This is a genomic window from uncultured Merdimmobilis sp., from assembly GCF_902471145.1.
Classification (GTDB): domain Bacteria; phylum Bacillota; class Clostridia; order Oscillospirales; family Ruminococcaceae; genus Merdimmobilis; species Merdimmobilis hominis.
The window spans coordinates 1-13,257 of record NZ_CABRJC010000028.1 but is presented as its reverse complement, the minus strand read 5'-3'; the positions used below and the strand labels follow the sequence as shown (position 1 = coordinate 13,257).

Here is a 13,257-nt window from a genome sequence, read left to right as displayed (position 1 = left end):
GCGCACAAATAGGGGGACCGGGGTCTCCCCGGCGAGCTTTGGTTCCTTTCTCTCGCTAGATAGGGACCACGGGGGTTTGGGGGCGGGCAGCGCCCCATAAAACCTGCCACAAGATGGAATCTTGAATGGGGGGGTTAGGGTCTGAAAGCCTCAGGAAGCCCCTTTTAAATTTCGCTTCTGCCCTCCAAGGCGCGGTACAGGGTCACCTCATCGGCATATTCCAGGTTGCCGCCCACTGGGATGCCATAGGCCAGGCGGGTCACCTTGATACCCAGGGGCTTGAGGAGCCGGGCCACATACATGGCGGTGGCTTCCCCTTCCACCGTGGGGTTGGTGGCCATGACCACCTCCTGCACCTCTCCGGATTGGAGGCGGGCCAGCAGTTCCTTAATGGTCAACTGTTCAGGGCCGATGCCGTCCATGGGGGAGATGAGCCCGTGGAGCACATGGTACAGGCCGTGATACTCCTTGGTGCGCTCAAAGGCAATGACGTCCCGGGGGTCCTCCACCACACAGAGGATGGAGCGGTCCCGGTCAGCGCTGCGGCAGATGGGGCAAAGCTCCTCGTCGGTCAGGTTCTGGCAGACCGCGCACCGCTTGATCTTCTCCTTGGCGTCCAGGATGGCGTTGGCGAACTCCTGGGCCTTTTCCTGGGGCAATCCCAGCACATAAAAGGCCAGCCGCTGGGCCGTCTTTTTGCCGATGCCCGGCAGCCGTTCAAACTGCTCAATCAGCCGGGTCAAGGGCAGGACATTGTATGCCATGGGAAGGTTACATCAAGCCGGGGATGTTCAGTCCGCCGGTGATTTTGTCCATCTCCTGGGCTGTTTTTTCCTCGATGGTGCGCAGCGCCTCATTGGTGGCGGCCATAATCAGGTCCTGGAGCATCTCGATGTCGTCGGCGTTGACGATCTCGGGTTTGATGGTCAGGGATTTCATCTCTTTTTTGCCGTTCATCACCACGGTGACAACGCCGCCGCCTGCAGTGGTGGAAAACTCCATCTCATCCAGCTCGGCCTGTTTTTTGGCCAGTTCTTCCTGCATTTTCTGAGCTTGTTTGATCATGCTGTTCATGTTGTTGGCCGGCGCTTTGCCATAGCCCTGGGGCAGTCTTGCTTTCATATCGATAGTCCTCCAATGTTTTACAATATTTCAACCGACTCCTGGGGCAGGGACAGATTGTTTAAAAAGTCCTCCAAAGGATCGGGTTGTGACGGTTTTGTCTGATACTGTTCCGGCTTGTAAGGCCCCAAGCGGAGCTTTCGGCCGGTGACTTCCATCACCGCCTGCCGGATGCTTTTGCGGGAATAATCATTGTCCCGGATAAGGGAGAGGAACATGGGGTTTTTGCAGTCGATGAGCAGCACCCCTTCGCACTCATAGGCACTGGAGCCGCTAAGAGCCCCATAGAGCGCCCCGTTGAGCTGTTCCAGCCGTTCCAGCACCTGCTGCCAAGGGCCAAATGGGACGGCCACCTTCTCCTCTTTGGGGGTTGGGGGCGGCGGGATTTCCGCCGTCGGGGATGGCAGGTCCTCTCCCCCGCCGCCGGCGGGTTCCTCCGCCGCCTTGGGGGCAGCGGAAGCTTCCTTGGCAAGAGGGGCGGGCGCTTGTCCACCTTGGGGGAATGCCCCGGCGGTGAGGGCCCGCTCCAACCGCTCCAGCCGGGCGAGGATCCCCTCTGGCAGGGTGGAGAGCTGGGGGCTGCACAGCCGGATGGCTGCCATCTCCAGCTCGGTTTTGCGCAGGGTGGTCTTGGCCATTCGGCCCAGGCAGTCCTGAAGCACGGTGAGGATATACAGGATTTCCCCCATGGGGAAAGCTTTGGCGTGGGTTTTCAGCTGTTCCTGCTCGCTGGGCATACAGGTGAGGAGGGGCCCCGGATCGGCTACCGAAGAGGCAATCATCAAATCCCGGAAGTGGCCGATCAGCTGTTCGCAGAGCCGTTCCGGGTCCACCGACCGCTCCCCCAAGGCCTCGATTTGGGCCAGAGCCTGAGCCGGGTCCCGGGAGGCGATGGCCTCATCCAGGGAGAAGAGATGGTCCTGCCCCACCACACCGGCGGCGTCCGCCACGGTGGAGAGGGTGATGTCGTGGCTGTAGGAGGAGCACAAGTCCAAAAGGGAGATGGCGTCCCGCATGCCCCCATCCGACAGCCGGGCGATGAGCAGCGCCGCGTCCTCTGCCAGGGCAAACCCCTCCTGCTGGGCCACATATTGCAGCCGGCCGGAGAGCTCGTCCCCGCTGATCCGCTTGAAGTCAAACCGCTGGCACCGGGAGAGCACCGTGGCTGGAATCTTGTGGACCTCGGTGGTGGCCAGGATGAAGATGACATGCTCCGGCGGCTCCTCCATGATCTTCAAAAGGGCGTTGAACGCCCCGGTGGAGAGCATGTGGGCCTCGTCGATGATATACACCCGGTACTTTGCCACCGCTGGGGTGAAGTTGGCCTCGTCCCGCAGGTCGCGGATGTTGTCCACCCCGTTGTTGCTGGCGGCGTCAATCTCCACCACATCCAGGATAGAGCCGTCCTCAATCCCCCGGCAGATGTCGCACACCCCACAGGGGTTCCCCCCCGCTTGGTTGGGGCAGTTGACCGCTTTGGCCAGGATTTTGGAACAGGTGGTTTTGCCGGTTCCCCGGCTGCCGGTGAACAGATAGGCATGGGAAGGCTTACCCCCCGCGATCTCGTTTTTGAGGGTGGTGGTGATATGCTCCTGCCCGACGACATCTTCAAAGGTTTTGGGGCGGTATTTTCGATATAACGCTTGATACATGGCCTTCCCCCCTTGCTGTCCACAAAAAAAGAAGGCAGGAACATCCCCCATTAGGGGTATATGCTCGGTCATACGGATACACAGATTTGCCTGGGGCACACACTGCTGACCGCTTAATGCTGCTCGGTTCCCCGCCTGACATGGTTCACGGTGCACTGTCGCACAGGACCCGCATATCCGCATGACCGAGCATACACTCTGTCCTGCCGCCTGTTTTCAACTAGCACGATTTATTATACTATAGGAAAGAAAAAAACTCAACTCTTTTTTTGCAGTTTACAAAAGATTCAAACTTCCCCAGGGCTTCCGGCGCCCAAACCCCGGCTATGCAGGCGCTCCGCCCTGCACCCGGCCCTTATAGATTCCATCTTGGGATTGGGATTTATGGGGCGCTGCACGCCCCCAAACCCCCAGAACAGGGTAAGATTCCATCTTACAATTCGTTATGCAGGGCGTTGCGCCCTGTATCCGATCCCTATTCAAGATTCCATCTTGGGGTGGGGCATTATGGGGCGTTGCACACCCCCAAACCCCCGTGGTTCCTTTCTGGCGAGAGAAAGGAACCAAAGCTCGCCGGGGAGACCCCGGCCCCCCTATCTGTGCGCCACAATAGGCACGCTCGGAAAATCTTTCTTAGAGGCTCTCCACACCTCGAGCGAAAGATTTTTCCGCTGCGCGGATTCCCTCGCGGCGCTGTAAGAAGCCTATTTTTCTTGGTGACTACCCTTGGCACAGGGGGAGTTTTGAGGGGGAATAGGCTTGCACTGTGTCGCGAGCTTTGCCTATTCCCCCTTAAACACGCTTTTGGGTCCAGGGCCTTTTTCGTGCAAAAAGGCCCTGGCCGGGGGTGCGGGGGCTGGAAGCCCCAGGAAACCAGAGTTACAGGGAAACTTCCCTATAGAAAATGGGGCTGGGTGCAGCCCCTGCATAACCTGGGGGTTGGGGGCCAGCAGCGAGGCCCTCCTATTTATTCTGCAAGGAGCACTGTATACCCCAGCCCCTCTACCCGGTCGGAGAGCTCCATGGGGTCCAAATCCCCGCCGGAGACTACAATTTTCCCAGTCTCGGTGAACATCTGCACCAGTTCCACCCCTGGCAGGCTGGATAGTGTATCCACCACTTTGTCCCGGGCCTCCTTGGTGGCTGCACCGGCGACCATCATGACAACGCCGCTTTCCAAAAAACAATCCCTCCATTTCATCAAATCTATGGGATTAGTCTTTCCCAGCAAAAGAGACGCCATACAAAAAAGGGCGAAGACCGCACAAGTCTCCGCCCTTTGGGCTTATTTGGGATTTCCTAAAAACACCAAGCCAATGACGCCGGGGCCAGTGTGAGCTCCAATGGTGGCCCCGATGGAGGTGACCATCACCTGGCCGACGCCGGTTTTTTGATGGACCAGATCCGCCAGGAGGTTGGCGTCCTCCTCGCAATCCCCATGGCAGATATAGGCGATGGGGTTTTGGTAGCCGCCAGTGCGTTTTGCCATCTCCTGGGCCATGGATTGGAGGGCTTTGCGCCGTCCCCGCTCTTTTGCATAGGTGTTCAGCTTCCCTTCCAAATCCATGTGGAGGAGGGGTTTAATCCCCAAGGCGCCGCCTACCACCGCAGTGGCTTTGTTGATCCGGCCACCCCGGTATAGATGATCCAGGTCGTCCACTAAAATCAGATGGACCACTTGATTTTTATTCTGTTCCAGCCACTGGCGGATTTCCTCCCGGGATTTTCCCTCTTCCTTCATGGCAAAGGCCCGCTGGATGAGGAGGGCCTCCCCCACCGAAGCGCACAGAGAATCCACCACGATCACACTGTCCTCCCCATAGAGCTCATTGAGGATGCCCGCGGCTATCTGGACACTGCCGGCAGTGCCAGAAAGCCCTGAGGAAAAGGAAATATGTAGGATTTGTTTGCCCTCTTTCAAAATGGGTTCAAACAATTCCTGGGCCTGCTGAGGGGTCGCCTGGCTGGTTGTGGCCATTTCCCCCGCCCGAAGCCGGTCAAAAAACCGCTTGAGCACCTGGGGATCGCCTGAGGTAAAATCTTCTCCGCCGATGGTACAGCACACCGGCAGAAGCCGCAGTTCCAACTCTTCCACCACCCGCTGGGGCAGGTCGCAGGTGGTATCCGCTGTGATGACAAAATTTTTATATTCCATAAATCAGTTCCACCTTCCGGTTTGAATCGCACTCTCAAAAGATGTAACAATGATAACATTTTTTTGTCAGCTATTCAATACAAACAAAAAAACTTTTTGTGGAATCTACCTGCAACTCTTTCAAAATCACCATTTTTAACCCCTTTCCTCTGTTAGGTTGCTCTAATGCAACCCTATGGGTTCCGATGCCCTCCATAGCCGACGGGAACGGGGCACAGGCTGGGGGCAATCCCTCCTCATGATTCCCCTTCTTCCGAGGCCGGCGGCTGGGGGAAATCCATCCCCTTGTAATCGGCGATGCCGTCGGCGATCTCCTGGAACACAGGGGCGGCGTAATCCCCGCCGGATTCCATCCCCTCAGCCAACACTACGATGGTGTACCGCGGTTCCTCGGCCGGATAAAAACCGGCAAACCAGGCGTGGACAATCTCTACTCCATCCTCATAGATGCCCGTCTGGGCAGAGGCGGTTTTGCCGCCGGCTCCACCGGCTTTGGGCTTGGCTTTTTGGCCGCTTCCATACTCCACGGTATCCACCATAAATTGAGCGACCCGCTTGGCCGCCGCTGGGGAAATCACTTGGTTTTGGGCGTAGCCCTCCTCCTGATTCTGGATCGAGAGCCCGTCTTCGGTGGTCCCGTAGACCAGCCTGGGATGGACGCTCTTGCCCCCATTGGCCACTGTGGATACCAATTGGGCAATCTGCACCGGGGTGGCGGTCAGTTTGCCCTGCCCAAAGGACAGGTTTGCCACCTCAGCGGGGCTTTCCATCGCCTCCAAGGCGGGGAGGCTCCCGGAGGCTGTGGCGATGCCGGGGGCCAATTGGCTAGGGCTGCCAAACCCGATGGCTTGGGCCTTTTTGAGGATGTTTTCCCCGCCGGCCATTTGACCCAACGTGATGAAATAAGGGTTACAGGACCACTCCATCGCCCCCTGCATATCCAAGACCCCGTGGCCAGAGAGCTTGTGGCAGTGGAAGGTCACGTCCTCCACCTCCACAGCACCGGTGCAGTCGAAGGTGCGAAACCGGCTGATCCCCTGTTCCAAGGCGGTGGATGCAGTGACCAGCTTAAAGGTGGAACCAACGTTGTATTCCCCGTGGAAAGCACGGTTGAAGAAAGGGGAATCCTTTTGGGCCATGCTTTTGGAGAGGTTGTTTGGGTCGAAATCCGGCAGGCTCACCACCGCCAGCAGGTCCCCGGAACGGACGTCCATCACCACCACCGCCCCTTTGTCTATCCAGCGTTTGGCCGCGCTTTGGGCGATGGACTGGATCTCTTTGTCCAAGGTGAGAACCACCCCGCCGGGGCGGCCATAACCCTCCTGCACCTCTTGGGGGAGCTCCCCGCCAATGGGGCTTCCCGCTGCATTGATCTGATACCGCAGGCAAAGGCTCCCGCCGAATTGCTTCAAAAGGGAATCGTAAGCTTTTTCGATGCCAGCCGCCCCGTTTTCCCCATCCAAATACCCGATGACATGGGGGGCCAACTGGCCGCTTTTCCGGTAGCGGAGAATCCGCTCCATAGGGGTGAGCCCGGCGGGAAAGGAGCGCAGTTCACCGGGGAGCCGGGTTAAAAACGGCAGCCGCTGGGCCAGTTTTTGGGTGAAGGCCTCCCTCTCCTCCCCGGAGAGTTTGCCCGCTAACGCCGCCGACTCCTCCCCAGGGAGCACCGCTGCCACTGCCTCCACCGTTTCCCCCACCAAAGGCTGGAAATTCCGGTCGTAGATCATCCCCCTAGTGCTGCCCACCTCCAAAAGGTAGCTGCTCTGCCGCAGGGCCGCCTGGGAGAGGCCGTCCCCCTGGATAATCGCCCCCAGGCGAAAGAGAAGCAAGGTCATGGCCAGCACCATAGCGCTGAAGATCCCCACTGTCCGTCTGTGCATCCGCATGGATTCATCCCCCTTTTTCTCTTTAGGAAGTATGGACGGCTTGGGGGGATTCATGCAGCATGGGAAAGACTGTCCCCAAACCCTCACTCCGAGGGCTTTGCCCTTGCACATCTCAGTTTATGGGGCACTGCACACCCCCACGCCCCGCAAGAATGAGGGGCCCTCATGCCGGCCCCTTGTACCCCCGGCACTTCCTTTTATGCGGATAAAAGGAAGCAAAACCCGCCGGGGAGACCCCGGTCCCCCCTATCCGTGCGCCACAATGGGAACGCTCGGAAAATCTTTAGTAGGTGTGCTTGCACACCTGAGGCTCATCCACACCTCGAGCGAAAGATTTTTCCGCTAATGCGGATGCCCTCGCGGCGCTGCAAAGAGCCTATTTTTCTAGGTAGTTGCCCTAAGCAGAGGGGAGTTTTGAGGGGGCACAGCCAACAAGTTGGCCGTTCGGGCTTTTCCTGTGCCGCGTGTAGTTCGGCCCCCCTTAAATGTGCTTTTCGTCAAGGGTTTCTTTCACACAAAAACCCTTGCGCGAGCGTGTGGGCGCGCGCCCACATAAGCCCACCCCAAGATGGAATCTTGAATAAGGGCCGGTGCAGGGCGGGACGCTTGCATAACCGGAGGCCTTGGGGCCAGGAGCTCCCCCCCCCAATATTCTTCCGTGGATGACAGCTATCCAGAAAAAACCGCATTTTTTTGAATTAAGGGTTGTAAAACATCTCAAAGAAGGATATAATAAAGAAAATCTTTCAAATACACGGATAGATGCAGCGAGGAAAAAAGCAAAGGGTTCCCAAACCTTGCAGAGAGCCGGTGGCAGGTGTAAACCGGTGGGAATGGGCCTGGTCCACTTTTGGAGCTGCCGGTGAACAGCCGGAGGGTGCGCCCGTTACAGCGCAAACGAGTGGCCGCGGGGTTGATGGACCTCCGGCAATTTGGGTGGCAACGCGGATTCTTCCGTCCCATGCAGTGCGCGTGGGATGGCAGGGTCCTTTTTTTGTACCCGGAACTCCCCCAAACAAAAGGCGCCAAGCCGTCATCTGTCCGATGAAACCAAAAGGAGATAGTTGCTATGCTGGATATCAAACTGGTTCGAGCCAACCCCGACCTTGTAAAGGAGAATATCAAAAAGAAATTCCAGGACGAGAAGCTCCCCCTGGTGGATGAGGTGCTGGAATTTGACGCCAAGCTGCGGGAAGCCAAAACACGGGCCGATTCCCTGCGGGGCCAGCGGAACGCCATCAGCAAAGAGATCGGCGGCTATATGGCCAAGGGGATGAAGGCGGAAGCAGAGGAAGCCAAAGCCAAAGTCTCCGCCATGGCCAAGGAGATGGAAGAGCTGGAGGCTATGGAAGACGACCTCTCCGCCAAGATCCGGGAGCGGATGCTGGTGATCCCCAACATCATCGACCCCTCGGTTCCCATCGGCAAGGATGACAGCGAAAATGTGGAGATTGAAAAGTTCGGCGAGCCGGTGGTCCCGGATTTTGAAGTCCCCTACCACATCGACATTATGGAGCGGCTGAACGGCATCGACCTGGACAGCGCCCGGCGCACCAGCGGCAACGGCTTCTACTACCTGAAAGGGGACATTGCCCGGCTCCATTCGGCCATCCTCTCCTACGCCCGGGATTTCATGATCGACCGGGGCTTCACTTATTATGTGCCCCCCTTCATGATCCGCAGCAACGTGGTCACCGGCGTCATGAGTTTTGCAGAGATGGAAAACATGATGTATAAGATCGAGGGCGAGGACCTCTATCTCATCGGCACCAGCGAGCACTCGATGATCGGCAAATTCATCGACACCATCTTGGAGGAGAGCGAGCTGCCCCAGACCCTGACCAGCTATTCTCCCTGTTTCCGCAAAGAGGTGGGCGCCCACGGCATCGAGGAGCGGGGCGTTTACCGCATCCATCAGTTTGAAAAACAGGAGATGGTGGTGGTCTGCCATCCCGACGAGAGCGCCCAGTGGTTTGTCAAGCTGTGGCAGAACACGGTGGACTTCTTCCGCAGCCTGGACATCCCGGTCCGCACCCTGGAGTGCTGCTCCGGCGACCTGGCTGACCTGAAGGTCAAGAGCCTGGATGTGGAGGCCTGGTCCCCCCGCCAGAAGAAATACTTCGAGGTGGGTTCCTGCTCCAACCTGGGCGACGCCCAGGCCCGCCGTCTGGGTATCCGGGTCCGGAACAAGGAAAAAGGCAACTACTTTGCCCACACCCTCAACAACACGGTGGTGGCTCCGCCCCGTATGCTCATCGCCTTCTTGGAGAACAACCTCCAGGCCGACGGCAGCATCCGCATCCCCGAACCCCTTCGGATGTATATGGGCGGCAAAGAGTTTATCAAATAGCATATCCAAAAGAGGAAGCCTCTCCCCACGGGGAAAGGCTTCCTCTCTTTCTTTTGTCGGCCACTTCATAACAACACCCCCTGGAAGGAGCCTTCGCTCCCCCAAGGGGTGTTGTTGTATCCTAGGACAGCGCCTTGGCGCCGATGTCGGTGCGGAACTGCTTTTTGGGGAAGTCGATCTTCCCCGCCGCGGCATAGGCGGCATCCAAGGCCTCCCGCAGGGTGGGCGCCACCGCCGTGACCCCCAGCACCCGGCCTCCGGCAGTCTTGTATCCCCCGTCCGCCAGGGCGGTGCCCGCGTGGTAGATGGTCACCCCATCCGCCTGGCCATGGGCGTCCAGGCCGGAGATGGGCAGCCCTTTTTCATAGCTCTGGGGATAGCCGCCGCTGGCCAGGATGACACAGGCTGCGGCTGCATCCTCCCACTGGATGTCCAGCTGGGAGAGGGCCCCCTTTTCCACCGCCTCGATGATCTCCACCAGATCGGTTTTCAGGAGGGGAAGGATCACCTGGGTCTCCGGGTCTCCAAAACGGCAGTTGTACTCGATGACATAGGGGCCTTTTTCGGTGAGCATCAGGCCGAAGTACAGCACCCCCCGGAAGGGACGGCCCTCCTTTGCCATGGCGGCAATGGTGGGCTCAAAAATCTCCTTTTGGCAGCGCTGGGCGATCGCAGGCGTATACAGGGGGTTGGGGCAGATGGTGCCCATCCCCCCGGTGTTCAGGCCCTGGTCGCCGTCAAAAGCCCGCTTGTGGTCCATGGAGGAAGGCATGGGGCAGACCGTCTTGGAATCGGTAAAGGCCAGGACCGAAACCTCCACCCCTTCCAAAAACTCCTCCACCACAATGTGGTTGCCGCTTTGGCCAAAGGCTTTATCCTCCATAATGGATTTGACTGCCTCTTTGGCCTCCCCAAAGCTCCCGGCGATGAGCACCCCTTTGCCCAACGCCAGCCCATCCGCCTTGATGACGATGGGATAGCGGTTAAAGTTCTCAATGTAGGCGATGGCCTTCTGGGGGTCGTCAAAGGTTTCGTAGGCGGCGGTGGGGATGCCGTATTTCTTCATCAGGTTTTTGGAAAAGACCTTGCTCCCCTCCAGGATGGCGGCGTTTTTCCGCGGCCCAAAGGCCCGGATTCCCGCCTCCTCCAGGGCGTCCACCATCCCCAGCACCAGCGGGTCGTCGGGGGTGACAAACACCAGGTCGATGGCCTTTTCCTTGGCAAAAGCCACCACTCCCTCTATATCCGTTGCCTTGATGGGGATGCAGGTGGCGTCGGCGGCGATGCCACCGTTGCCGGGGCAGCAGTAGAGGGCGTCCACCTTGGGGCTCTTTTTCAGGGCTTTGATGACGGCGTGTTCCCGGCCGCCGGAACCAATTACCAAAATTTGCAAGGGTCACAGCTCCTTCCCTATGTCAGCATATCCGCCCCCATCATCCATCGGACAGGGGCGGATATTGTTGTTGATCTTAGTGTTTGAAATGGCGCATGCCGGTGAACACCATGGCGATGCCAGCCTCATCGCAGGCTTTGATGCTGTCCTCATCCCGCACCGAGCCGCCGGGCTGGATGATGGCGGTGATACCAGCTGCCTGGGCGGCCTTGACGCAGTCGTCAAAGGGGAAGAATGCGTCGGAGGCCATCACCGAGCCTTTGACCTTCTCCCCACCGTATTTGATGGCCAGCTCCAGGGCGGTGATCCGGTTGGTCTGGCCAGGGCCCACCCCAACGGTGGCGTTGTCCTTGGCCAGCACAATGGCGTTGGATTTGGTGTGCTTCACCACCCGCATGGCGAATTTCAGCTGGCGCATCTCCTCTTCGGTGGGGGCCCGCTTGGTGACCACCTTCAGGTTGTCAGCGTCAAAGAGCTGGGTGTCCAGTTCCTGGACCAGCAGACCGCCGGCCACCTTTTTCATATCCAGCATGTCACCGCCGTTGGCTTTGTACAGGCCGGGCAGCTCCAAGAGGCGGATGTTCTTTTTCTTTTCCAGGATGGCCAGGGCCTCGGCGCTGAAGCTGGGGGCCAGGATAATCTCCAGGAAGATCTTGGAGAGCTCCTCTGCAGTCTCCTTGTCCACCTCCCGGTTGAGGGCGACAATGCCGCCGAAGATGGAGACCGGGTCCGCCTCATAGGCTTTGAGGTACGCCTCGTGGAGGGTCGCCCCTACCCCGACGCCGCAGGGGTTGGCGTGTTTTACCGCCACTGCGCAGGGCAGCTCGTAGCCGAACTCCTTGAGGGTGTCCAGAGCGCCGTTGGCGTCGTTGATGTTGTTGTAGGAGAGCTCCTTGCCGTGGAGCTGGCGGGCGTTTGCCAGGACGTTGTCCCCCCGGCCGATCTCTTTGTAGAAAGCCGCGGCCTGGTGGGGGTTCTCGCCGTAGCGCATATCCTGAACCTTCTCATAGGTCACGGTGAACTTCTCCGGGAAGGGTCCGGCGCCCATCTGTTTGCGCAGGTAACCCGAGATGAGGGCGTCGTAAGCCGCGGTGGTCTCGAACACCTTGGCCGCCAGGCGGAATTTTGTCTCCCGGGAGACAGCGCCGGTTTTCAGCTCCTCAATGACGGCGCCGTAGTCTGCGGGATCCACGATGACCGCCACATCCTGCCAGTTTTTCGCCGCAGCCCGGATCATGGTGGGGCCGCCGATATCGATGTTCTCAATGGCGTCCTCCAAAGTGACATCCGGCTTCAGGATGGTCTGCTTGAAAGGGTACAGGTTGATGGCCACCACATCGATGAGGGTAACCCCCAGCTCCTCTACCTGGCGCATGTGGTCGGGGTTGCCCCGCATGGCCAAAATGCCCGCATGGACCATGGGATGAAGGGTTTTCACCCGGCCGTCCAAGCACTCTGGGAAGCCGGTGATCTCGCTGATGCCAGTGACCGCCACCCCGTTCTCCTGGAGGGTGCGGGCGGTGCCGCCGGTGGAGACCACCTCATACCCCAGCTCTTCCAGGGCTTTGGCAAACTCCACAATGCCTGTTTTATCGGAAACGCTTAAAATCGCTCTTCTTTTTTTCTCCATGTCGATCTCCTCCGTTTTGCCCTTCCACCGGGCATAGTAAGTAAGACTTCATTTTAAGACTGCCATCTTGCAAGTGGTCTAGCAGGGCGTTGCACACCCTGCACCCCGTGCTCTCTTTTTTGTGTGAAAAAAGAGAGGGAAAAAGCACATTTAAGAGGGGCCGAACTATTCGCGGCACAGTTGAAGTCAGTACGGTCAGAGCCAGCTGACTGTGCCCCCTTAAAAATCCCCCTGCTCCTGAGTAGGGTTACTTTGAAAAGTGGGCCTCTTGCAACCCCGCGAGGGCATCCGCGCCAGCGGAAAGATTTCCCGCTCGAGGCGTTTGGAGCCTCTAAGGGGAATCTTCCGAGCGCACCCATTGTGGCGCACAAATAGGGGGACCGGGGTCTCCCCGGCGGGTTTTGCTTCCTTTTATCCGCATAAAAGGAAGTGCCGGGGGTGCAAGGGGCCGGCATGAGGGCCCCTCATTCCTGCGGGGTGCAGGGGGCGTGCAGCGCCCCATATAACCAATTCCAAGATGGAATCTTGCCTAGGCCAGGAGCTTGAGGGCGTGCAACCCCTCTATATCTCCCCTTGGCAGAACATCGCCACCGCCTGAGGCAGCAGCTGCCATTCGGCCTCTTCCATCACCCGGCGCTGAAGGATTTCCGGGGTGTCCCCCTCCCGGACCTCCACCGCCTTTTGCAGGATGATTTTGCCCGCGTCGGGGATTTCGTTGACAAAATGGACGGTGGCCCCGGTGACCTTCACCCCGTAGGCGAGGGCCGCCTCATGGACCTTGAGCCCATAGTATCCCGCCCCGCAGAAGGAAGGGATCAGGGATGGGTGAACGTTGATGATCTTCCGGTCGTAAGCCCGCACCACCCGCTCGCTCAAAATGCTCAGGTACCCGGCCAGGACGATAAGGCCGATGTCATGGGCCTCCAGCACATCCAGCAGGGCGTCGTCCAGCGCCTCTTGGGAGGGGTAATCCCGGCGGCGGAGGATGGCGGTCTCAATGCCGTTTTGCCGGGCCCGCTCCAGGGCGTAAGCGTTCTTGGAGGAGGAGACGCACAGGGTGATCTCC

10 protein-coding genes and 1 other RNA gene are annotated in these 13,257 nt (G+C 58.8%); 1 reads left to right on the top strand and 10 read right to left on the bottom strand.

The genetic code is table 11. From position 1 onward, the window contains the following. Positions 1-164: 164 nt before the first annotated feature. From recR to RDQ42_RS09775, 7 genes are all read right to left on the bottom strand, one after another. The gene (recR, locus tag RDQ42_RS09805; protein WP_054332290.1) at positions 165-764 is read right to left on the bottom strand and encodes a recombination mediator RecR; all 600 of its coding nucleotides are present in this window, start codon (positions 762-764) and stop codon (positions 165-167) included. Positions 765-771: 7 nt separating this feature from the next. After that, positions 772-1,122, bottom strand: coding sequence for a YbaB/EbfC family nucleoid-associated protein (locus RDQ42_RS09800; protein WP_054332289.1), 351 nt, complete (start codon positions 1,120-1,122; stop codon positions 772-774). 20 nt (positions 1,123-1,142) lie between these two features. Next, the gene (dnaX, locus tag RDQ42_RS09795; RefSeq protein ID WP_231358336.1) at positions 1,143-2,774 is read right to left on the bottom strand and encodes a DNA polymerase III subunit gamma/tau; all 1,632 of its coding nucleotides are present in this window, start codon (positions 2,772-2,774) and stop codon (positions 1,143-1,145) included. Positions 2,775-2,849: 75 nt separating this feature from the next. Continuing rightward, positions 2,850-2,949: signal recognition particle sRNA small type (gene ffs, locus RDQ42_RS09790), an RNA gene on the bottom strand. A gap of 792 nt (positions 2,950-3,741) precedes the next feature. Then, the gene (locus RDQ42_RS09785; RefSeq protein ID WP_054332287.1) at positions 3,742-3,954 is read right to left on the bottom strand and encodes a hypothetical protein; all 213 of its coding nucleotides are present in this window, start codon (positions 3,952-3,954) and stop codon (positions 3,742-3,744) included. Between the two features lie 105 nt (positions 3,955-4,059). After that, entirely contained in the window at positions 4,060-4,929 is an 870-nt protein-coding gene (locus tag RDQ42_RS09780) for a DegV family protein (RefSeq protein ID WP_054332286.1), read from the bottom strand. Positions 4,930-5,165: 236 nt separating this feature from the next. Continuing rightward, complete coding sequence (locus tag RDQ42_RS09775) at positions 5,166-6,818, bottom strand: penicillin-binding protein 2 (RefSeq protein ID WP_308588598.1); 1,653 nt, start codon at positions 6,816-6,818, stop codon at positions 5,166-5,168. A gap of 1,069 nt (positions 6,819-7,887) precedes the next feature. Between RDQ42_RS09775 and serS the strand changes: the two genes are divergently transcribed. After that, the gene (gene serS / locus RDQ42_RS09770; RefSeq protein WP_054332284.1) at positions 7,888-9,168 is read left to right on the top strand and encodes a serine--tRNA ligase; all 1,281 of its coding nucleotides are present in this window, start codon (positions 7,888-7,890) and stop codon (positions 9,166-9,168) included. Between the two features lie 121 nt (positions 9,169-9,289). Here the strand turns inward: serS and purD are convergent, their stop codons facing one another. The 3 genes from purD to purN all read right to left on the bottom strand — a co-directional run. After that, positions 9,290-10,561: a phosphoribosylamine--glycine ligase gene (purD, locus tag RDQ42_RS09765; protein WP_231358335.1), complete on the bottom strand. Its 1,272-nt coding sequence runs from the start codon at positions 10,559-10,561 to the stop codon at positions 9,290-9,292. A gap of 76 nt (positions 10,562-10,637) precedes the next feature. Then, positions 10,638-12,191 carry a bifunctional phosphoribosylaminoimidazolecarboxamide formyltransferase/IMP cyclohydrolase gene (purH, locus tag RDQ42_RS09760; protein WP_195254537.1) on the bottom strand — a complete coding sequence of 518 codons (1,554 nt, stop codon included), beginning with the start codon at positions 12,189-12,191 and terminating at the stop codon, positions 10,638-10,640. 561 nt (positions 12,192-12,752) lie between these two features. Further along, positions 12,753-13,257 (bottom strand): phosphoribosylglycinamide formyltransferase (gene purN, locus RDQ42_RS09755; RefSeq protein WP_308588597.1); only part of this gene is annotated, 505 nt, incomplete at its 5' end.